At 63.2% G+C, this 22,367-nt stretch carries 15 protein-coding genes and 2 pseudogenes; 10 read left to right on the top strand and 7 right to left on the bottom strand.

Annotated elements, in window-relative coordinates; translation table 11 throughout:
• The first annotated feature begins 86 nt into the window (after window positions 1-86).
• Window positions 87-2,177, top strand: a complete 2,091-nt coding sequence (locus XI09_RS31860) for a molybdopterin oxidoreductase family protein (RefSeq protein WP_271570387.1) — start codon at window positions 87-89, stop codon at window positions 2,175-2,177.
• Here the strand turns inward: XI09_RS31860 and XI09_RS31855 are convergent.
• Window positions 2,174-3,544 carry a caspase family protein gene (locus XI09_RS31855; RefSeq protein ID WP_271570386.1) on the bottom strand — a complete coding sequence of 457 codons (1,371 nt, stop codon included), beginning with the start codon at window positions 3,542-3,544 and terminating at the stop codon, window positions 2,174-2,176. The two genes, XI09_RS31860 and XI09_RS31855, sit on opposite strands and share 4 nt — an antisense overlap.
• 179 nt (window positions 3,545-3,723) lie before the next feature.
• Here XI09_RS31855 and XI09_RS31850 point away from each other — a divergent pair, with 179 nt between their 5' ends.
• A complete protein-coding gene (locus XI09_RS31850) occupies window positions 3,724-4,506 on the top strand; it encodes an enoyl-CoA hydratase/isomerase family protein (protein ID WP_271570385.1) in 783 nt (260 codons plus the stop codon).
• Window positions 4,507-4,552: 46 nt separating this feature from the next.
• On the opposite strand, the gene XI09_RS31845 is transcribed toward XI09_RS31850, so the two are convergent.
• Entirely contained in the window at window positions 4,553-5,791 is a 1,239-nt protein-coding gene (locus XI09_RS31845; RefSeq protein WP_271570384.1) for a hypothetical protein, read from the bottom strand.
• 1,415 nt (window positions 5,792-7,206) lie between these two features.
• On the opposite strand from XI09_RS31845, the gene XI09_RS31840 reads away from it, so the two are divergent.
• The 3 genes and pseudogenes from XI09_RS31840 (at window position 7,207) to XI09_RS31830 (ending at window position 9,466) form a co-directional block, all read left to right on the top strand.
• Window positions 7,207-8,163, top strand: a complete 957-nt coding sequence (locus XI09_RS31840) for an ArdC family protein (RefSeq protein ID WP_271570383.1) — start codon at window positions 7,207-7,209, stop codon at window positions 8,161-8,163.
• A 234-nt stretch (window positions 8,164-8,397) separates the two neighbouring features.
• Window positions 8,398-8,730: pseudogene (locus tag XI09_RS31835) on the top strand (hypothetical protein); the annotation flags it as partial.
• Between the two features lie 58 nt (window positions 8,731-8,788).
• Complete coding sequence (locus XI09_RS31830; protein WP_271570382.1) at window positions 8,789-9,466, top strand: extracellular solute-binding protein; 678 nt, start codon at window positions 8,789-8,791, stop codon at window positions 9,464-9,466.
• Window positions 9,467-9,748: 282 nt separating this feature from the next.
• Here XI09_RS31830 and XI09_RS31825 read toward each other — a convergent pair whose 3' ends face one another.
• The 5 genes from XI09_RS31825 to XI09_RS31805 form a co-directional block, all read right to left on the bottom strand.
• Window positions 9,749-9,907, bottom strand: a complete 159-nt coding sequence (locus XI09_RS31825) for a Rid family hydrolase (RefSeq protein ID WP_271570381.1) — start codon at window positions 9,905-9,907, stop codon at window positions 9,749-9,751.
• 1,466 nt (window positions 9,908-11,373) lie between these two features.
• Complete coding sequence (locus tag XI09_RS31820) at window positions 11,374-11,637, bottom strand: hypothetical protein (RefSeq protein ID WP_271570380.1); 264 nt, start codon at window positions 11,635-11,637, stop codon at window positions 11,374-11,376.
• A 461-nt stretch (window positions 11,638-12,098) separates the two neighbouring features.
• Complete coding sequence (locus XI09_RS31815; RefSeq protein WP_271570379.1) at window positions 12,099-12,527, bottom strand: GlcG/HbpS family heme-binding protein; 429 nt, start codon at window positions 12,525-12,527, stop codon at window positions 12,099-12,101.
• A complete protein-coding gene (locus XI09_RS31810; protein ID WP_271570378.1) occupies window positions 12,520-15,495 on the bottom strand; it encodes an FAD-binding and (Fe-S)-binding domain-containing protein in 2,976 nt (991 codons plus the stop codon). The genes XI09_RS31815 and XI09_RS31810 overlap by 8 nt, the downstream gene beginning before the upstream one ends.
• Window positions 15,496-15,599: 104 nt before the next feature.
• Window positions 15,600-16,337: a GntR family transcriptional regulator gene (locus XI09_RS31805; protein ID WP_271570377.1), complete on the bottom strand. Its 738-nt coding sequence runs from the start codon at window positions 16,335-16,337 to the stop codon at window positions 15,600-15,602.
• 133 nt (window positions 16,338-16,470) lie between these two features.
• Between XI09_RS31805 and XI09_RS31800 the strand changes: the two genes are divergently transcribed.
• From XI09_RS31800 to XI09_RS31780, 5 genes and pseudogenes are all read left to right on the top strand, one after another.
• Window positions 16,471-17,673 (top strand): pyridoxal-phosphate-dependent aminotransferase family protein, encoded by a 1,203-nt coding sequence (locus XI09_RS31800; protein ID WP_442869631.1) that lies wholly within the window; start codon window positions 16,471-16,473, stop codon window positions 17,671-17,673.
• A 54-nt stretch (window positions 17,674-17,727) separates the two neighbouring features.
• Window positions 17,728-19,010, top strand: a pseudogene (locus XI09_RS31795) (MFS transporter).
• A gap of 117 nt (window positions 19,011-19,127) precedes the next feature.
• On the top strand, window positions 19,128-20,327 hold the full coding sequence (locus tag XI09_RS31790) for a pyridoxal-phosphate-dependent aminotransferase family protein (protein ID WP_271570375.1): 1,200 nt from the start codon (window positions 19,128-19,130) through the stop codon (window positions 20,325-20,327).
• A gap of 41 nt (window positions 20,328-20,368) precedes the next feature.
• Entirely contained in the window at window positions 20,369-21,166 is a 798-nt protein-coding gene (locus XI09_RS31785) for an enoyl-CoA hydratase/isomerase family protein (RefSeq protein ID WP_271570374.1), read from the top strand.
• Window positions 21,167-21,312: 146 nt separating this feature from the next.
• Window positions 21,313-22,299: a Bug family tripartite tricarboxylate transporter substrate binding protein gene (locus XI09_RS31780; RefSeq protein WP_271570373.1), complete on the top strand. Its 987-nt coding sequence runs from the start codon at window positions 21,313-21,315 to the stop codon at window positions 22,297-22,299.
• Window positions 22,300-22,367: the final 68 nt, after the last annotated feature.

The following is a 22,367-nucleotide window of genomic DNA, read 5'->3' as shown; positions in this document are numbered from 1 at the left end:
CCGCGCGTGCGGTTTGAGCAAATCGCATGGGCGTTGCCGGATAAATGCTCTCGGCCGGCCGGTATTTTGGTGTTACGAACTGGGACATGAACCAGCATGCCAAGATCGAAATCCGCCATTCGACCTGTCCACATGATTGCCCCTCGGCCTGCGCCCTCGATGTCGAGGTGGTCGAAGGCCGCAGCATCGGCCGTGTCCGTGGTTCGAAGAAGCAGACCTATACGGCCGGCGTCGTCTGCGCCAAGGTCGCCCGCTATGCCGAGCGCATCCACCACCCCGAACGGCTGATCTATCCGATGCGCCGCACCGGGCCGAAGGGCTCCGGGCAGTTCGCGCGGATCTCGTGGGACGAGGCGCTGGACGAGATTGGGCACCGCTTCAACCAGGCCGAACGCGAGTTCGGCGCGGAATCGGTCTGGCCTTATTACTACGCCGGCACGATGGGCTTGGTGATGCGCGACGGCCTCAACCGTCTCACCCATGTGAAGAAATATTCGCGCTTCTATCAGACGATCTGCGCCAATGTCGCGCGGATCGGATATGCGATCGGCACCGGCAAGATCGCCGGCGTCGATCCGCGTGAGATGGCGCTCTCCGACCTCGTGGTGATCTGGGGCACCAATCCGGTCAACACCCAGGTCAACGTGATGACGCACGCCGCGCGGGCGCGCAAGGAGCGCGGCGCCAAGATCGCGGCCGTCGACATCTACGACAACGAGACCATGAAGCAGGCTGACATCAAGATCATCCTGCGCCCCGGCACCGACGGCGCCTTTGCCTGCGGTGTCATGCACGTCCTGTTCCGCGACGGCTACGCCGACCGCGCCTACATGGACAAGTACACCGATTGCCCTGCCGAGCTCGAGGCGCATCTGAAGACGCGCACGCCGGAATGGGCCTCTGCCATCTGCGGCGTGCCGGTGTCCGAGATCGAGGCGTTTGCCAAGCTGGTCGGCGAGACCCAGCGGACCTTCCTCCGCCTCGGCTACGGCTTCACCCGCTCACGCAACGGCGCGACGCAGATGCATGCCGCGCTGTGCATTCCCGCGGTGACCGGCGCCTGGCAATATGAAGGCGGCGGCGCCTTCTTCAACAATTACGCGCTGTGGCACTTCAACGAATCCATCATCGAGGGCCACGACGCCATCGACCGGACCACGCGGGCGCTCGACCAGTCGAAGATCGGCCGCATCCTCACCGGCGACGCCGAGGCCCTGCTCGGCAAGGGGCCGGTCAAGGCGATGCTGATCCAGAACACCAATCCGATGACGGTGGCGCCGGAGCAGGCGCTGGTAGCCCAGGGTTTTGCGCGCGAGGATCTGTTCGTCGCGGTGCACGAGCAGTTCATGACCGAGACGGCGCTGATGGCCGACATCGTGCTGCCGGCGACCATGTTCATGGAGCACGACGACCTCTATTACGGGGGCGGCCATCAGCACATCTCGGTTGGACCCAAGCTGATCGATCCGCCCGGCGAATGCCGCTCCAACCACCAGCTGTTGCAGGCGCTGGCGCCGCGGCTTGGCGCCAGGCATCAGGGCTTCGAGATGACGCCGCGCGAATTGATCGACGCGACGCTGAAGCTCAGCAACCACGGCGACATCGCCGGCCTCGAAGCCGACATCTGGCGTGACCTGCAACCGGACTTCCGCACCGCGCATTTCCTCGACGGCTTTGCCCATGCCGACGGGAAATTCCATTTCAGGGCGGACTGGGCGCATCCGCCGTTCGGCCAGACGATGGGCGATGTCGACCGGATGCCGTCACTGCCCGACCATTGGGCGGTGATCGAGCACGCCGACCAGGCCCATCCGTTCCGGCTTGCGACCAGCCCCTCGCGCAGCTTCCTCAACACCACCTTCAACGAGACGCCGTCTTCGCAAGCGCGCGAGGGCAAGGCGAGCGTGATGATCCACCCGCTGGACGCGGCCTCCCTCGACATCGCCGACGGCGACGCCGTGACGCTCGGCAACACCCGCGGCGAGACCACGCTGATTGCGACGCTGTTCGACGGCGTCCGGCGGGGCGTCCTGATCGCGGAGTCCGTTCATCCGAACAAGAATCATGTCGGCGGCCGCGGCATCAACATGCTGACGGGCGCCGAAGCGGTGGCGCCGATCGGCGGCGCCGCATTCCACGACAACAAGGTCTGGATCAAGAAGGCGACCGCTGCTTAAGGCACGCACTCGGTCACGCCGTAACCCGCAAACTCCTTCGCGATGTTCGGATCCATCGATTTCGCCAGCGCAATGTCGCTGGCGCCGTCGCCGCCGCTCTTGCGGGTGGCGACGCCGCGGCCGAACAGCGAGGACGAGGAGCGCGGATTGCGCTGGATCGCGTCGGTGTAGTCCTTGATCGCCTCGGCGGTTCGGCCGAGCTTGAGGTTGACGAGCCCGCGGCTGTCGAACGCATCGCTCAAGCCGGGATCGAGCTGAAGCGCCAGATTGCAGTCGGCGAGCGCGCCTTGCAGGTCGCCGGTCGCAGCCCGCGTCCAGCAGCGATTGTTCAGCGCTTGCGCATCCCTGGGGGCACGGCGGATCACCACGTCAAAATCCTGCATGGCGAGCGCGTGGGCGCGCTTGATCGCGTAGACCTGGCCGCGCTTGTAGCGCGAGGTGGCATCGTTGGCGTTGGCCGCGATCTTGCGGCTGAGATCGGCGATAACCGGGTCTCTTGCGAGGTCGTCCGCACTCGGGGTGGGCTCTGCTTGCGGCACTTCGCAGACCGGCTTCTGCGGCGCCGGTTTCGTCGGAGCCGGGTCTGCGGTCGCATTGTCCGGCGGTCGCGCCACCAGGCCCCCAAACGAGAATTCCGTCGTCAGCGAGGACGACAGCCACGGCACCTGCTCCCGGTTGGTGGCGGCGATCACGCCGTTCTTGGTGTTGGTCAACGCCTGTTCGGCGCTGATGTTCGGCGCGCGCATCTCGCGCAGCAGCTCGGCGACGAACAGGCTGCGATCGGTCTTGCCGGTCGGTGCGACTGCGCCGAGCGCGGTCGAATAGAGCACCAGCGAATTGCTCGGCGCGATCGCCGGCGCAAGGCCGGCCGAATAGCGGCGGAAGCGCCGCTCGAACGGATTGCGGCGGGAGGCGTCGATCAGGGCGATCTTGATCGCGGCGCCGCGTGTGTTCATCTCGGCGAGAATGGTGTCGAGGCTGAAGCCGTCGCGCGACACGTCGGGCTCGGCCCAGATCTGGGCGTCGACGGGAAGCAGGTAGGTTTGCCGGTTGGACTGGATGCCAAAGCCGTCGAAGAAGATCAGCGCGACCGCGCCGCGTTCGATGCGGGCATAGAAGCGATCCAGCGCCTGCCGCATGGCGTCGCCCGTGAGATTCGTCTGCCGGTCCACCACGAAGCCGTCGCGCGTCAACTCATCGGCGACCCCTTGCGCGTCGTTGGCGGCGTCGTTGAGCACGAATTCGTTGTCGGGATATTTCGCGTTGCCGATCACCAGCGCGAGTTTCGCCGCATCGGCCGCGCGGCTTGCTGTGCCGGCGCACACCGCGATGAGGCCTGCCAGCAGCAATGCAATGGTGGTGCGCATGAAATGGCTCATCGGTCATCGAAATCTCTGGTCAGGATAGAGGTCGTGGCCGGTAATTCAATCGCCAAGCGAAGTTGCGCCCACACGCTATGGTGACACAGCGTTGCAGAATGCCCTTGCGCCCGCCGCCCGACCTGCCGCAAATGGCAGCAAAACGGGAGCAAGGAAGCGAGCGTGCCATGACCGACACCACAGCCGTCATCACCGAGAAGCGCGGGCAGGCGTTCTGGATCACCATCAACCGGCCGGAGAAACGCAACGCGCTGAACGGCGACGTCATCGCCGGCATCACCAAAGGCTATCGCGACGCGCATGACGACAAGGACGTCCGCGTCATCGTGCTGACGGGCGCGGGCGACAAGGCGTTCTGCGCGGGCGCCGACTTACAGAATTCCGGCGCCGCTTTTGCGATGGATCATTCCAAACCAAATGTCGACTATGCCGATCTGTTACGTTTATCACAGAACGCCACCAAGCCGGCGATTGCGCGGGTTGGCGGCGTCTGCATGGCCGGGGGCATGGGGCTGCTCTGCATGACCGACATGGCAGTTGCGGCCGATCACCTGATCTTCGGCCTGCCGGAGGTGAAGGTCGGCGTGTTCCCGATGCAGGTCCTGAGCCTGTTGCAGAGAATCGCCCCGCCGCGCCTCGTCAACGAATGGGCGCTGACCGGCGAGCCGTTCGACGCGAAGGCGGCGCAGGCAGCGGGCCTGCTCAACTACGTCGTGCCCGAGGCCGAACTGGACGCCAAGGTCGACTGGCTGATCGGCCGCATCGTCGACAAATCCCCGACCGCGATCCGCCGCGGCAAATACGCCATGCGCGCGATCGCCTCGATGTCGTTCGACGAGAGCATCGCCTACACCGAAAGCCAGATCGCGCTGCTCGCAATGACCGAGGACGCCAAGGAAGGCCTGAAGGCGTTCAGCGAGAAGCGAAAGCCGTTGTGGACAGGCAAATAGACGATCATCAGTCCAAATGTTGGATGCTCCCGTGGTTGCCGCACCTTCATTCCGGTGGGCGGTTGGCATTTAGTCTAATAAGGAATGACCTTGTCCGCTCCTCGCGACGTTTCTTTGTAGCCGAGATCAGCTGCTTGCCGGTGCGCTTGGCGTAGGTTGGCAGCTGACGGCTGGACCTATGGCGGCCCGCAGCTCGTAATTCTGCATCCGTAAGATCGCTGTCGGCACCCTCGGTAAAGCCTCCGTGCCTGAAGGAGGTAAAGGAAAGTTCCTGGCGAAGGCCGGCCTCTGCAACTATCTTCTTCACAACGCTGCGCAAATAGCGCAGGTCCTTGCGTGGTGTAATCCATGGAAGTGGGATTGCCGAGCTACGATGGGCATGGGTGCGCCGGAATACCAGGCCCGGGAGCGAAGCCATCTTAATCTCGTCGAGTTCTTCCGTAAGTTCAGGAAAGAGAGCGGCGCCCGTCTCGTCAAATAGGGGCCACCAAGCCTCCTCCCCATTCTTTGGATGCACGATCCTGACGCTGTTCGGCCGCTCGCTAGGGCGATAATGCGATATGTCGAAGGCGCCGAACACGTGCTGCTCTCGTTGCAACCATTCCCACGACAACAAAGCAGCGGTTCCGATTGAGCGATAATCGAGCCGTGTTGCGGCAGCTCTGAACGCGACGAGTTCATCCCATGTAGCGGTCGGAGTAGGCCGTATCGGTTGCCCGGGGGCACGCGATCTCAATCCCATTCGTGAAAATGGATTGTTGGCTGGCACAACCTTTTCTTGAGCCCTCTGACCAACGAACCAAGCACGCCGGCAGCTCGCCATGGCCACATTAACATAGCGGCGGCGCTCGCGGACGATTACCTCTCCATCCTTACTTACTTTTGTTGCTACTAGCAACTTTCCATAAACTGCGTCGACGAAGGCCTTTGTGAAATCAGACAGTCGCTTCGATCCGACGCGACTTCCGTCTTTCAACTCATGATTCGCAAAGAGTGCGAGGTTCTTGCGGTACTGACGCTGCGTGTTGCTGTCGAGTTCGTGCCACTTCTGGTGAGCTTGAAATATGCCGACTAGCCAATCAAAGGAGCCGGTTTCGGGCGGAGCCGGCACCATATCACTTAGTCCTCGAGAGCGCCAACTGTCGAACGCGGGCAAAAGGACTCTCTCCACCCGCTCGACCGCACTGGCGTAATCGCTTCCTAAAGCTTCGGGGGTTAAATCGCAGCCTTGCCGACGAGCCCACATTGGCGGCGCGAAATAATAGGCGACGGTATTGTTCGCCAATAGCTTCCGTTGGCAATATCGAGGAAGCTTCGGTGCGGTATCAACTGGTATCATACCAGACATAAGAGATCCTCCGAGTCGCTGGCGTGCCTTTTTTGAACAGGAGGTGCTGCGAAGTGGTCCATGGCTGCCCGCGACCAAACTGGCTGGCGCAGCCGTCCTGTTCCACGGCAACTGACCGGCAGCGGCGCGTCTCCTCGGCGGATTGCGCATGCGAGCGCCCCTGTGTCTTCGAAGTCCAGGTAGGCGGCCGCCATGTCCGCTCTCATCAACGCGGGCCAGGTTCCGGCAGGTGGGTAGCGAGCAGGTAGCGCTTTGCGTCGTGAAGATGGACGATCTGCTCTCACTGAGGGGGCCGCTTAGATACAAGAGTTCGCTGGTTCGTGACGTCCGATCTGGAAGATCTAGATTGATCTGTACTTGTAATCGGCCGAGCGAGAGTTGCGATGGGTCGTAGAACGAATTCTTAGAGTCAAAGAGCTTTCTGCTCTACTGCGCAGTGCGGCCTAGCGGTGATAGGCTAGATTAGCGCGCGAAAAGGAGCCTTGGTGTGCAGTTCTCTTGCAGAAGAAATTCTGATCGGCGAAATCCCCAAACAAGATAGCTTGTATCTCCGATCGCGGAGTGGGCGGCCGCTAGCAGGCAGTCAACTGCTCTAGATGCATCGTCAATGGTCTTTCCGACAGATTCGTCGCTGGACTTGCATTGAATCTATCGGACCGCTTTCCGCTGTCGGAATTTAGATGTGCGCGCTTCACAAGTCCGCTCTTATCGACGCGGGGCAAAGTTGAGCACGTGGTCGACCGCTCTCTGTCGATCCGCCCGGTCCTTCTGGACGGCCTTATTGCATGAGCGACACGATTGAGGCAGCCGGTCGGTTCAAACACGGATTTGCCACCTGAGGTAACACCGGTGCAGGGTGAGAGGAGGAAATAGCTTTTCCTCTTGCGCGCATGCGGCTTTCGCCGCATCGGGCTCTCGTGAACCGAGCCGCTTTGCGTCTCGGCCATCCGGCTTCGATCCCTCGCGCAAGTGCTGCGGAGCTCCTCGCCGGGGGCACTCGGGAAAGGGGCTCGCCTGCGGCGATCGCTATCACTGCCCCGTTCCCGGGTGCCGCTATTGAACCGGTCTCGTCGCTGCACTCGGACCCGCGTGCCCCTTCGGGTCGCTATGCTCACGCTCTCCGGGTGCCATTTTCCGTTGAGGCGATGCGCCGTTGGCGAGCGCCTGGTTGGGCCTGCGGCCCTAGGCACCTCAAGGCCAAGTGCCATGAAGAATCGGACGGAAAGGCGGGGCCGCCTTGCAGATTCGCATTCTCTCACTTAGAGGCTGAGAGTAAGAGTGTCGCGGGGATTTTGCCGTGACGGGTTACAGGCTGCGAGAGAGGCTCGCGGCGCCCGTCGCGGAGACCCGCGATGCCCAGATACCATCCTCGGGGGCGCACCGGCGAGGACCGGACAAGCCTTTATGACGAGATCACCACCAAGATTATCGCTGAGCTCAAGGCCGGCCGAGTGCCCTGGGTGCAGCCCTGGGGGGCCGCGGCTGCGAAGGCGTCCTTGGCCATGCCGAAAAGCGCAGCGACTGGCCGCCATTACAGCGGCATCAACGTTCTGATTCTATGGCGGGCTGCCACCGAAAACGCATTCACGGGGCAGAGCTGGCTTACCTTCCGCCAGGCGCTGTCGCTCGGCGGTCACGTCCGCAAGGGCGAGCGCGGGACGACCGTCGTCTATGCCGACCGCTTTGTACCGGTCGACGAAAAGCGTCGTGCGAGCGAAACAGGCGACGAAGCGCAGGTCATCCCATTCCTCAAGCGCTTCACGGTCTTCAACACCGATCAATGCGACGGCTTGCCTTCGGAGATCGCAACGACGGCGCCGCCTCCGCCGCCAGGTCTGATCGAGCCTCGGGTCGAAAAGCTGATCAAGGCGACCGGGATCGACTTCCGCATTGGCGGCAACCGCGCCTTCTATGTACCGGCAGAAGATTATGTGCAGGTGCCGCCACCGCAAGCTTATTACGAGACGATAAATTGGCATCGAACGGCCCTGCATGAGTTGGCGCATGCCAGCGGCCATGCATCACGTCTCAACCGTGACTTGTCAGGCAGCTACGGTACCAAGAAGTATGCCTTCGAGGAGCTCATCGCAGAGATATCGTCTGCTTTCAGTTGCGCCTCGCTCGGGATCGTGCCGACGGTGCGGCACGCCGACTATATCGGCTCCTGGCTTGAAGTGCTGCGAGAGGACAATCGCGCGATTGTGCGAGCTGCATCACAGGCCAGCAAGGTTGCGGATTATCTCCTTGGATTCTTGCCGGAAGCAGTTGTCGACATGACGATGGAGGGAGCGGAGCAGGAGGCTGCGTGAGGTTCTCCTCGGCCACCGCGGGTAAGGGAGCGAGAGGGCAGGGTCGTTTTCCGCGACGGGTTGAAGGTCGAGAGAGAGGCTCACGGCTGCCCGTCGTGGAGAATCGACATGACGAAGGTTGTCCAAAAGATCACCCTGTCGCCGTCGCGCGACATTCCGTTCAACAAGCTGGTGCTGAGCCAGTCGAATGTTCGGCGCGTCAAGGCAGGAATTTCGATCGAGCAACTCGCCGAAACGGACAACACTATCCACGTCGTTGTGGGATTGCTGCTACCAATCTGGAAGCGGCTGCCGAACGAATCGACCCGTGTCTATCGGTTCCAGACCGATGCGGGCGAACGCATCATCGGCCGGAAGGTTTCTGCCGCGTGGGTCGCAAACGCGTTCTCGGCGGACGCGCCTGCGCTGTCGCCGGACGCTGCCTTTGCAGCGGTGATGGAGGCACGCGCCGTCCTCGACCTCGCCGAGGGGCTCCAGCTTCGCCGCGTCCGGGTGATGGGCGCATGTCGCATCGAGCTGTCGGGATTCAACGACACGATGCGCGATCACCAGCGACCTCTCGGCCTTTTGCGAGCAGTTCAGGCAGCGCAAAGATCTGCTCGATAAGACTTGCAATCCTGCCGGGGTGCGGATCACGTTCAACGCCACACTTCTTGCCTTCAATACCGCGCGTTTCTCTAGCACCAAGCCCCGAAGCTGGGCGGATTTCTGGGACACCGCCCGTTTCCCCGGTCCACGTGCGTTGCCGAGCTTCAACGATCCCTGGCGCGTGTTCGCGGCCGCGCTGCTGGCCGACGGCGTGCCCGCCGACAAGCTCTTCCCGCTCGACATCGATCGAGCTCTCAAGAAGCTTGATCAGATCAAACCGCAAATCCAGCTCTGGTGGCGCACCGGAGACCAGAGCCAGCAGGGCTTCCGCAACGGCGAATACGTCATCGGCATGATCTGGGGAACGCGCGCCTCGGCCTTGAAAGCGGAAGCCCAACCTGTTCAGGTTTCCTACGATGGCGCCTTCATGCTCGCCGACACGATGCAGATCCTCCGCAACGGCCCCAACTCCGCCGGAGCGGACGCGTTGTTGAAGTTCTACCTCGACAATCCGATGGTGCAGGCGAAACTCGCAGAGCGTCTCAACGTGACACCGCCGAGTGTTGACGCTGTGGCTGCGATGAGCGAGGCGGCACGCGCCAACATTCCGAGCTCTGCAGAAGCCTTCCAGGCTATCGTCAAACACGATACCGCCTGGATCGCAGCCAACCAAGCCAAAATGCTCGACGCATGGAACGTTTGGATCCAGCAATAGCACCGACATGACAAACTCGAACGGCGACGTCGCGGAATGCCGGCTACGGCTACTCAGTTGTCAATGAGTCCCGACCAGACGAAGAATCCGGCGTGACGGAGTTTAAAAAAATATTCCGCGATTGGGGATGGAGCGGCCAATTGGGAGCCAAGCCTGCCTGAATGCGACAATGCGTTGCCGATCGGGTGATCGTGCCTGCTGGTCGAGCGGCTGGGATCAATCCGAAAGCCTACTCCTTTCCATGGGCATGGCTTCTTTCCGTTGAACATAACGGCTGAGGCTTCAGGCCTGAGTCGGCCGAGCCGCGATGGCGGTCATCTCGAGTTTGATGCCCGGACCGAGATCGGCCACACCGATGGCGGCGCGTGCCGGCAAATGAGCCTCAGCGAAGTGCACCTTCCAGGCAGCATTGAACTCCGTCTTCTCCTTGAGATCGGTCATCAAAGTGGCTAATAGCAACCTGTTGGGCTCAGGCTGAATTCCATTGCCTTTTGTATGGAGTAAGGCGACTTCACGCTCGATGCTAATGGACTAAGTCGAGGTAAATACCAAAATCCACATTAGAGTGGGGGCCCGATAATTTCCGAAGCACATGCGATGCCGCTTTGATCGCGGCATCAAAAAATCACCTTTGGCGAACGCGCGAGATGGCCTGCGCGTCATAGGTTATTGGACGCTTCTTGCGAGAACCGCAATTGTTGCCGCGAATGCAATCTGCGAGCTAACGCCGAATTTCCATGCCAACTTTCGCTTGGAGTGGATCCACCCATGAAATTGCTGGAGTGCATTTAAGGGCCCGCGCGGATAAAGACTGTGAACGAATTGCAACGGGTCCGGCAGCATTGCGGCGATAGCGCCGACTGCGACCGCCCACATCGATGTCTCTGTCGCGAACAGCCACAGCGCAAGCCCGAACCCGACGCACGCATCTGTACTGATGATCGCCAGATCGTTCAGTGTCTCGCTGTCAAAGGGTAAGTGCCGATTGCTAGCACCCTTTCCCACCGCGATCGATCGGAGTGGGTAGTCCCAGTGTGGAATCGCATCGATTACGAAGTGACTCGCAAATGCGGTGACCGCAGCCAATATTGGATTAGAGGAAAGGAGGCTGGCAATTGCACCTCCAACAACTGCGTGAGTGCTTAAGATCATCGCAAGCTAGGCCTCGCTACCATGTAGTGCGTTCGGACAGCCTTCGCCCGCAACTGCCGCCAGCGTCAAGCCTGTTGCGCGATTCTCCCGCTGTTGGTCCTTGAATTGTGGCAGCAAAATGCTGAGGGTTTCGAAAGCGGGCGTTCCACCTTATTCACAGCCCTTCGGGGCACCAGATGCGAGGCGGAACCAGCGAGCATCGCCGATCCATCTCCCGATCGAGCGAGCACAACACCAAAACCGTCCAAGCACCGCCATCGGCCTTACCGTATCGGCCGGCAGAAGCGCTGAATCAAATAGAGAACCGGACACGTCCGGCTATCATGCTGGAGCTTTGACGATCGAATCGCCTTCTCAGGGAACAAGCCCGGCAACGAACCGCCCTTTTCAGGCAACTACCAAGCTTCCGGCGGGCGACCGTTGAACAGAGGCAGCCCTATTCGTTGGCGTCACGGTCGTTTTCATACCTGCGAAACCATCCGCAGCTGATGGGTCGTCCATTCCCGCGCCCTCGTGCGCGCTGCTTCTTTTGACCTCGCGCACCGTCCTCCTCAGGCAAATGGCGGCGGTTGTTGCATTGGCCGCGGACAGTCTGCGATGAATTTATGGGCTCTTCAGGGGCGGCGCTGCGGCGAACAGCAGCGTCGACCCTTGTACTACAGTGATTCCTCGGTCTTGGAAAATGGCTGCGAGATCGGCCTCGGTAGCTTTCCCCGTCGCCAAAAGCTGATCCGTCTTGAAGTCGTCGACCAGCCTCAGCCGCGCGCCCAGAGGTTATCCAGATAATTGGCAGCCAAAATGCAGGCCACCAGTAGTAAGTTCGAAGCAAGCGTCCACAAAATCATTTGCTGTCTCCACTCATTTTGGCGCGCCTCCTCTTCATTCTCACGCCAACTCCGTTCACTTGCTACGGAAAAACGAAAATTCACTTGCCCCGTCGGGCAAAACAGTGGTTCATAAGGTGTCAGGCCACGATCAAAACAGGAAGTTGTATATGCCTGAACACGTTGAAATGCCATCGGACATTGTCGCGATCTCCAGACTAAATGGCGACTTCAGAAGGAACTATGGCCTCGCAATTGGAGCCTTCCTCTTCCTACGGTCACTGAGCGCGGCGCGGGGTAGGTCATTCTTCTGGGCCGGCCTGATTTCGATTGCCACAACGGTGGTCATGGCTTGGCTGGCGCGGCGCGGTTCGAGTTGGCTAGACGCTTGGATCTGATCGGAAACTCAAGTCGTACACGGTCGGCCCGAGCTTTCGTCGGCTGGCACGGCCCTTACGTTGAGCGCACCGCTTTGTTACCTCCGGACTGGGAAGCAGGCGATCGCAAGATCGAGCCACACCGCCGGTCAAGCCACGAACTCCCAGTCGGAACCAAGACGGGACGGTCGACCGACACTGACGCTTGAGTCCTTCCTGCAGCCGCAAAGACACCGGAGATGTTGTCCTCTTGACATCGGGGGCACATTGGCACGGACCTTAGCCCGCGTTGGCCTTCATCCCCGCCGCCTGGATGCCCGCCACCGCGCAGGCCTCGTCATTGTCGGAGGTGTCACCGGACACGCCGACGGCGCCGAGCAGCGTCGCGCCGTCCATGATCAGCACGCCGCCGGGGACCGGCACCAGCGCGCCCTTGGCAATCGTGTTCACGGCGTCGATGAAAAAGGCCTGCTCCTGGGCACGCTGGTACAGCGCGCGCGACCCCATGCCCATGGCAAGGGCGCCATAGGCCTTGCCGTGCGCGATCTCGGCGCGCATCAGGCTGGTGCCGTCCTGGGCGGCTGCGATCTTGAGCACGCCGCGCGCGTCCAGGATGGTGACGACGAGCGGCTTCAGCTTCAGCTCGGTGGCCTTCGCGAAGGCGGCGTCGAGGATCTTGCGGGCGGTGTCGAGCGAGAGGTCAGCCATGGCTGGGTTCCTTTGCAGCTGGAGAAGTGGAATCGGTCTTGGCGCGATCGAGGCTCATGGCCAGCACGCGCGCGACGTGAAGCGCTTCGCGCTTTGTGCCGTCGTGGATCTGGTGCCGGCAGGAGGTGCCGTCGGCGACGACCAGCGTCGCCTCATCTGCGCGCCGCACGGCGGGCAGCAGCGACAGCTCGGCCATCTCGATCGAGGCGTCATAGGTCTCAGTGCCATAGCCGAAGGCGCCGGCCATGCCGCAGCAGCTGGACTCGATGGTCTCGACCTCAAGGCCGGGAACGAGCCGCAGCACCTGCTCGACCGGCTTGAATGCGCCGAAGGACTTTTGGTGGCAATGGCCGTGCACCACGGCCTTGTCGGCCACGGTGCCGAGCGGCAGTTGCAGCCGACCGGCCTGGGCCTCGCGCACCAGGAATTCCTCGAAGGTCAGCGCATGGGCACTGATGGCCTTGGCGTCATCGTCCTTGCGCAGTGAAGAAAGCTCGTCGCGCAGCGTCAGCAGGCAGCTTGGCTCGAGGCCGACGATCGGCACGCCACGCGCGGCGAACGGCGCGAAGGCGGCCACCAGCCGGTCCAGCTCGGACCTGGCTTCGTCGACGAGACCCGCCGAGAGGAAGGTGCGCCCGCAGCACAGCGGGCGACTGCTGCTCGCGGGCTTGGGCAGATGCACGCGATAACCGCCGGCCGCGAGCACGCGCAGCGCGGCGTCGAGGTTTTCGCGCTCATAGATGCGGTTGAACGTGTCGGCGAACAGCACGACCTCGCAGCCGCTCTCTGGTCCGACCGCTTCCGCAGGCGGCGCGAACACGTCGCTGCGGAAGGCGGGTAGCGCCCGGCGCGCACTGATGCCGGCAAAGCGCTCGAACAGTTTTCGCAGCAGCGGGCTGTGATTGCGCAAATTCGCGAGTGGCGCGAAGCGCGAGGCGAGGCCGGCGTAGCGCGGGAGATAGCCGACCAGGCGGTCGCGGAGTGTCAGGCCGTGGGTGGCGGCGCGTGCGGCGAGCACCTCGATCTTCATCTTGGCCATGTCGACACCAACAGGGCATTCGTGGCGGCAGGCCTTGCAGGAGACGCAGAGCTTGAGCGTCTCCATCATCTCGTCGGAGGAGAGCGCATCGGGGCCGAGCTGGCCGGAGATCGCGAGCCGCAGGGTGTTGGCGCGGCCGCGGGTGACATCCTTCTCGTTGCGCGTCGCGCGGTAGGACGGGCACATCACGCCGCCCTCGAGCTTGCGGCAAGCGCCGTTGTTGTTGCACATCTCGACCGCGCCCTGGAAACCGCCGCCGGCGCCGGGATAAGCGGACCAGTCGAGCTTCGTCTTCAGCTCCGTGACGCGATAGTCCGGCCGGTAGCGGAACAGCGAGCGGTCGTCCATCCTGGGCGCATCGACGATCTTGCCGGGATTGAGGACGCCGTCGGGATCGAAGCGCTGCTTCACCTCCCTGAAGTCGGCAACGAGGCGTTCGCCGAACATCGCTTCGTGGAATTCCGAGCGCACCAGGCCGTCGCCGTGCTCGCCGGAATGCGAGCCCTTGTACTCGCGCACCATGGCGAAGGCTTCCTTGGCGATGGCGCGCATCGCCTTGACGTCCTTCTCCAGCTTCAAGTTGAGCACGGGCCGCACATGCAGGCAGCCCTCGGAGGCGTGCGCATACATCGTGCCGCTGGTGCCGTGTTTGGCGAAAACCTCGTTCAGCCGTGCGGTGTAGTCGGCGAGATGCGGCAGCGGCACGGCGCAGTCCTCGACGAAGGAGACCGGCTTGCCCTCCTGCTTCATCGACATCATGACGTTGAGGCCGGCGGCGCGGAAATCGGCGATGCCGCTCTGGAGCGCGGGCTCGGTGATCTCGACCACGCCGCCCCATTTTCGCGTGTTGTTATTCCAGCCGAAGCCGAGATCGCCCATCAGCCCGGTGAGCTGCTTCAGGCGCAGGAGATTGTCGGCCTGGTCCTCTTCGGCGAATTCGACCACCAGCACGGCGTCCGGATCGCCCTTAATCGCGGCCGAGATGATCGGCCTGAACATCGCGATGTCGCGGCCGAGCGCGATCATGGTGCGGTCGACCAGCTCGACCGCGATCGGCTTGAGTTTGACGAGATGCTGGGCCGCATCCATGGCTTCGTAAAAGCTGCCGAAATGGCAGACGCCGAGCGCCTTGTTGCGGATGACGGGCCAGAGCTTCAGCTCGACCTTGGTGGTGAAGGCCAGGGTGCCTTCGGAGCCGACCAGCAGATGCGCCATGTTGTTCGGCGCGTTGCGCGGCACCAGTGCATCGAGATTGTAGCCGCCGACGCGGCGCTGGACCTTTGGGAAGCGTGCCGCGATCTCGTCGGCCTCGCGGGTGCCGAGATCGAGCATGTCGCGAAATAGCGCCCGGGCATTGTCGCCCGCATCAATATCAGAGAGATCGCGCGACACCTCGCCGAAGCGACTCAGCGTGCCGTCCGCAAGGGCAGCCTCCATCGACAGCGTGTTGTCGCGCATGGTGCCGTAGCGCAGGCTGCGGCCGCCGCAGGAATTGTTGCCGGCCATGCCGCCGATGGTGGCGCGTGAGGCGGTGGAGACGTCGACCGGAAACCACAGGCCGTGCTTTTTGAGCCGGCGGTTGAGGTCGTCGAGCACGATGCCGGGCTCGACCACGCAGGTGCGGTTCGCGACGTCCAGCGACAGGATGCGGTTCAGGTGCTTCGAGAGGTCGACGACGAGGCCGTCATTGACGGTCTGGCCGCATTGCGAGGTGCCGCCGCCGCGCGGGGTGACCTTGCGGCCCTCGTCACGGGCGATCGCCAGGGCCTTCAGTGCCTCGTCCATGGTCTTGGGCACGACCACGCCCGCCGGCACGATCTGGTAGAACGAGGCGTCGGTGGCGTAGCGACCGCGGCTGAAGCGGTCGAACAGGACGTCGCCGGTCAATTCCGACCGCAGGCGCCGTTCGAGCGAGGAGGCGTTTGTCATCCCTGATCCCGGACTGACCCAGCGAGGCTTCAGCCTTGCTGAGTTATTCATTATTGTTCATGACCGATTATATTATGAATTCAAAATGAGCAAGCTAGCCGCCGTCAGGGCGAGGCCGGCGCGTCCTCTTGCGGCTCGGTCAGGTGCTCGATCGCGGCCATTCGCTTGTTGCGCAGGTGCTGGAACAGGATGTCGCTGAGCTCGCTGCCGGCGCGGCGGCGCAGCGCATCGAGGATGGCCTCGTGCTCGCGCATGGCTTCCGCCCAGCGCTGTCGCTTGCGGGCGAAATTGGCGGAGTAGCGGACGCGGCGAATGCGCCCGGCGAAGTTGGCGTAGGCCGTCTTCAGCGTCTCGTTGCGCGCGGCCGCCACGATGCTCTCGTGAATGCGCTGGTTGGCCTGGAAATAGCCGTGCATGTCGCGGTGCAGATAGTGGCCGTACATCTCGTAATGCAACTGCTCGATCGCGGTGATTTCCGCATCGGTAATGGCCTCGCAGGCGAGGCGCCCGGCAAGGCTTTCTAGGCCCGCCATGACGTCGAACAGCTCCTCGAGGTCGCGCTGGCTGAGTTGGCGCACCCGCGCGCCGCGGTTCGGCAGCAGCTCGATCAGGCCTTCGGCGGCGAGCACTTTGAGCGCTTCACGCAGGGGCGTACGAGAGATGCCGAGCATCTCGCAGAGCTGGCGCTCGGGAACGCGCGCGCCGTCGGGAATGTTGCCTTCGACCACGTAGTCGCGCAGCCGCAGCAGGATCTCGCCGTGAAGCGATGCCTCCTGGCGGTCACCGCCGTTTCCGGCGGGCGGGGCGATTGGAACCCCGGTGTCGGGAATCGTGGATTTCATTTGCAGCACAGTAGTTTGCCCGTTTGGTCACGTCGACGTCCACAATCGAATACCAAATTTCGGTTGAAAGGACAAAAAATGAATGCAAAATAGTCGGCAACGCCGGCCAGAACCCGCCGACAGGGAGGTTTTCATGCACCAGGGACGCCATTTCCTTCAGATTCCCGGCCCAAGCCCGGTCCCCGAGCGTGTCCTGCGCGCCATGGACATGCCGGTCATCGACCACCGGAGCGCCGAATTCGGCGAGCTCGGCCGGACCGTACTCGAAGGCAGCCAGAAGGTTTTCCAGACCGCGGGGCCGGTGGTGATCTTCCCCTCGTCGGGGACCGGCGCCTGGGAGGCCGCGATCGTCAACACGCTGTCGCCGGGCGACAGGGTGCTGATGGTCGAGACCGGCCATTTCGCCACCCTGTGGCGCCAGATGGCCGGCCGCTTCGGCATCGAGGTCGACTTCGTTCCCGGCGACTGGCGTCGCGGCGCCGATCCCGCCGTGATCGAGGCGAAGCTCGCCGAGGACAAGGCACGCGCGATCAAGGCCGTCATGGTCGTGCACAACGAGACCTCGACCGGCGCGACCAGCCGCATCGCCGAGATCCGCGCCGCGATCGACCGCACCTCGCATCCCGCGCTGCTGATGGTGGACACCATCTCCTCGCTCGGCTCGGTCGACTACCGCCACGACGAATGGAAGGTCGACGTCAGCGTGAGCTGCTCGCAGAAGGGCTTCATGCTGCCGCCCGGCCTCGGCTTCAACGCGATCTCGGAGAAGGCCCGCACTGCTTCGAAGACCAACAAGATGCCGCGCTCCTATTTCGACTGGGAGGAGATGCTGAAGCCGAACGCAAAAGGCTTCTTCCCCTACACGCCGGCGACCAATCTGCTCTACGGCCTGCGCGAGGCGATCGCGATGCTGCTCGAAGAGGGGCTCGACAACGTCTTCGCCAGGCATCAGCGGTTAGCGGCCGCCACGCGCGCCGCCGTCAATCATTGGGGCCTCGAAGTGCTCTGCCAGGAGCCGGCCGAGTTCTCGCCGGTGCTCACGGCCGTGCTGATGCCGCCGGGACATGACGCCGATCGGTTCCGGAAAGTGGTGCTCGACAATTACAACATGTCGCTCGGCTCGGGCCTGTCGAAGGTCGCCGGAAAAGTCTTCCGCATCGGCCATCTCGGCGAATGCAACGCACTGACGCTGCTCGGCGCGCTCACCGGCGTGGAGATGGGCCTGTCGGTTGCGGGCGTGCCGCATCGCTCCGGCGGCGTCGATGTCGCGATGAAGCTTTTGGAGCAGCGCCCGCAGGGCAATGCGTCGCCGCATCTGAAAGTGGTCGGGACTTAAGTCGCGCGGGACAGCGAGCGGCAATCATAACAACAGCAAGTCGGGAGGGGTGAGATGGGAGTTCGGTTCAAGGCCACGCATGTCGTGCTGGCGATGCTCTGCGCGATGTATTTCATCACCTATGTCGACCGAGTGAACATCGGCACGGCGGCGAGCGAGATCCAGAAGGAGCTGGGCCTGTCGAACACCCAGCTCGGCCTCGTCTTCTCGGCCTTCGCCTATCCCTATCTGCTGTTCCAGGTGATCGGCGGCTGGGTCGGCGATCGTTTCGGGCCGCGCAAGACGCTGTTCTGGTGCGGCATGATCTGGGCGGTCGCCACCATCATGACCGGCTTCGTCAACGGTCTCGCCGCGCTGTTCGTTGCGCGCTTCGCACTCGGCTTCGGCGAGGGCGCGACGTTCCCGACCGCAACGCGCGCGATGCAATATTGGACGCCGGCGAACCGCCGCGGCTTTGCGCAAGGCCTGACCCATTCCTTCGCCCGGCTCGGCAATGCCGTCACGCCGCCCGTGGTGGCGCTGCTGATCCTCTGGCTGACCTGGCGCGGCGCCTTTGTCGTGCTCGGCTTCGTCAGCCTCATCTGGGGCGTGATCTGGGTCTGGTACTTCCGCAACGAGCCGAAGGAGCATGCCTCCATCACCGAAGCCGAGCTTGCGGCGTTGCCGCCGCGCCCGACCGGTGAGCGGCCGCGCGTGCCGTGGGGTCCGCTGCTCGGGCGGATGTGGCCGGTGACGCTGACCTATTTCTGCTACGGCTGGTGCCTGTGGCTCTATCTCAACTGGCTGCCGCTGTTCTTCAAGAACAACTACGGTCTCGACATCAAGAACTCGGCGCTGTTCGCCTCGGGCGTGTTCTTCGCCGGCGTGGTCGGCGACAGCGTCGGCGGCGTGCTGTCGGACAAGATCCTCGACCGCACCGGCAATGTCCGCCTGGCGCGGCTCAGCGTCACCGTTGCGGGATTTACGGGGGCGCTGCTCTCGCTGTTTCCGATCCTGTTCGTCCACGACATCACCATCGTCGCGCTGTGCCTGTCGGCCGGCTTCTTCTGCGCCGAGCTCGTGATCGGCCCGATGTGGTCGATCCCGATGGACATCGCCCCGAAATATTCCGGGACGGCCTCCGGAATCATGAACACCGGCTCGGCCTTCGCGGCCATCGTCTCCCCGCTGGTCGCGGGCTTCGTATCGACGTGACCGGCAACTGGTACCTGCCGTTCCTGATGTCGATGGGGCTGCTGCTGCTCGGCGGCGTCTCGGCCTTCCTGATGCATCCGGAACGGCCGTTCGCGGAGGCCGAGGGGAGGTTGCCGTCCGGAAAGGTGGTGCCCGCGGAGTAGGGGGCGGTGGAGGCCCGCCGCCCATGCATGGGAGGAGCCTTAAGGAGAGGGGACAAGCCGGTCAAATGGTGCTATTCGGCGGCCATCAAAATCAAGGCAAGACCGGGAAGGACGCCGATGACCGTGCATACTGGAAGGCATTTCCTACAGATTCCAGGACCGACCAACGTGCCCGACCGCGTGCTGCGGGCGATGGACATGCCGACGCTGGACCATCGCGGTCCGGAGTTCGCCGAGCTCGGCTTCGCCGTGCTTGCCGCGATGCAGCGCGTGTTCCGCACCAAGCAGCCTGTGATCATCTTCCCCTCGTCCGGCACCGGCGCCTGGGAAGCGGCGATGGTCAACGTGTGTTCGCCCGGCGACAAGGTCCTGATGTGCGAGACCGGCCAGTTCGCCGTGCTGTGGCGCGGCATCGCCGACAAGTTCAAGCTCGACGTCGACTTCATCCCGAGCGACTGGCGCCATGGCGCCGATCTTGCCGAGATCGAGAAGCGGCTCGCGGCCGACAAGCAGCACACGATCAAGGCGGTCTGCGTCGTGCACAACGAGACCTCGACCGGCTGCGTGACGCCGCCGCTGGAGGTGCGCAAGCTGCTCGACCGCGTCAAGCATCCGGCGCTGCTGATGGTCGACACCATCTCCGGCCTCGGCTCGATGGAATACGAGCACGACGCCTGGGGCATCGACGTCTCGGTCGCGGGCTCCCAGAAGGGCCTGATGCTGCCGCCCGGTCTCGGCTTCAACGCCGTCTCGGAGAAGGCGCTCGCGGTTGCCAAGGCCAACCCCGGCATGCGCTCCTACTGGGACTGGCAGGAGGTCATCAGCTTCAACAAGCTCGGCACCTTCCCCTATACGCCCGCGACCAACCTGCTCTACGGCCTGCGCGAGGCGGTCAAGATGCTGGAAGAGGAAGGGCTGGAGAACGTCTGGACCCGCCACAAGCGCCACAGCGCGGCGACGCGCGCTGCGGTCAAGGTCTGGGGCCTGGAGACGCAGTGCGCCGATCCCGCGGCGCATTCGCCTGCGCTGACCGGCGTGCGTGTGCCGGATGGACACGACGCCGACGCCTTCCGCAAGGTGGTGCTGGAAAACTTCGACATGTCGCTCGGCACCGGCCTGAACAAGGTCAAGGGCAAGGTGTTCCGCATCGGCCATATCGGCCATTTCAACGATCTGATGCTGATGGGCGCGCTCGCCGGCGTCGAGATGGGCCTCGATCTTGCAAAGATCCCGCACCGGAGCGGCGGCGTGTTGGCGGCCATGGACGTCCTGAAGGGACGCGACGCGGTGCCGATGGCCAAAGCCCAAGTCGCTTAAAGGCGCAGGTGGCCTGAACCAACCTGGGAAGTGAGCGCGCGATGAACGCACCGACAACTGCTAACGAAGACCTGCTCTACTCCGTCCAGGACGGCATCGCGCGGATCACCTTCAACCGCCCGCAGGCGCGCAACGCAATGACCTTCGCCATGTATGATCGCATGGCGGAGATCTGCACCGAGATCAACGCCGACCGTTCGATCAAGGCGCTGATCCTGACCGGCGCCGGCGACAAGGCGTTCGCCTCCGGCACCGATATCTCGCAATTCCGCGCCTTCAAGACCGCGCAGGACGCGCTCGATTACGAGGCCCGTATCGACCGCGTGCTCGGCACGCTCGAGCAGTGCCGTGTGCCCGTGATCGCGGCGATCGCGGGGGCCTGCACCGGCGGCGGCGCCGGCATTGCGGCCTGCTGCGATCTCCGCATCGGGACCGAGACGGCGCGCATCGGCTTTCCTATCGCGCGCACGCTCGGCAACTGCCTGTCGATGTCCAACATCAGCCGCGTCGTCTCGCTGGTGGGACCTGCCCGCACCAAGGATCTGATCTTCAAGGCGCGCCTGGTCGAGGCGCCGGAAGCGCTCGCCCTCGGCCTGCTCAACGAGGTCGCGCCCGACGTCGAGACGCTTCAGCGCCGTGCCGACGAGACCGCAAAGCTCGTCGCCAGCCACGCCCCGCTCACGCTCGAGGCGACCAAGGAAGCGGTCCGCCGCATCCGCCGCACGCTGTCGCGCGAAGAGGGCGAGGACCTGATCCTCAAGGCCTATATGAGCGAAGATTTCCGCGAGGGCATGGACGCCTTCCTCAACAAGCGCACGCCCGTCTGGAAGGGCAAGTAGCGAGTGCGCCGTCGAGCGCTTTGCGTCAGCCGAAAGTCATATGCGGCGACACGACCGCCTGCTTGAACTCGTCAGCAATAGTCCGCACAATGCAACGATAGTCTTCCCGGCATCACAAAGCCAATAAGAATCAGGGGACGAAACTCGTGCGAATTTCAGTGAAAGCCGTCGGCGCCGCGACAGCGCTGTTGTTGAGCACGCCGGCTTTTGCCGGCTGGGAACCGACCAAACCGGTCGAGATCGTGGTGGCGGCCGGTGCGGGCGGTGCTTCGGATCAGATGGCGCGAATGATGCAGGCCGCGATCCAGAAGAACAATTTGATGAAGCAGCCGATGGTCGTCTCGCTCAAGGGCGGCGCCTCGGGCGCGGAAGCGCTGATGTACATGAAGTCCAGCGAGGGCGACCCGAACAAGGTGCTGATCGCCTATTCCCTGATCTACATGCTGCCGCTGTCGGCGAAGATTCCGTTCAACTGGCGTGAGCTGACCCCGGTCTCGGTGATTGCGCTCGACCAGTTCGTGCTGTGGGACAACAGCACCGGTCCCAAGACGGTGAAGGAATTCGTCGAGGCCGCGAAGGCGGCGAGTTCGCCGTTCAAGATGGGCGGCACCGGCTCCAAGCGCGAGGACCACGTGCTGACCGTGTTCCTTGAGCAGAAGACCGGCGCGAAATTCTCCTATCTGCCCTACAAGTCCGGCGGCGAGGCCGCGACCCAGCTCGTCGGCAATCACACCGAATCCAACGTCAACAACCCCAGCGAAAACCTCGAAGTCTGGCGCGCCGGCCAGGTGCGTCCGCTCTGCGTGTTCGACAAGGAGCGCATCTCCTACACCAGCAAAGTGACGGACACGCAGTCCTGGGCCGACATCCCGACCTGCAAGGAGGAGGGCGTCGACGTCCAGTATCTGATGCTGCGCGCGATGTTCCTGCCCGGCAAAGTGACTGCCGAGCAGCAGGCATTCTATGTCGAGCTGTTCCACAAGGTGACGCAAACCGCCGAGTACAAGGACTACATGGAGAAGCAGGCGTTGAAGCCGATCTTCCTCACCGGCAAGGACATGGTGCAATTCCTCGAGGAGGATGATGCCACCAACAAGGCGCTGATGATGGAAGCCGGATTCGTCGCGAAGTAAGCACATCCTCCACGTCATGCCCCGCGAAGGCGGGGCATCCAGTATCGCACAGAGCTCGACGAAAGACG

It is taken from the genome of Bradyrhizobium sp. CCBAU 11386, from assembly GCF_028128955.1.
GTDB lineage: Bacteria > Pseudomonadota > Alphaproteobacteria > Rhizobiales > Xanthobacteraceae > Bradyrhizobium.
The sequence above is the reverse complement of the archived record's forward strand: the minus strand, read 5'-3'. Positions and strand labels throughout refer to the sequence as shown.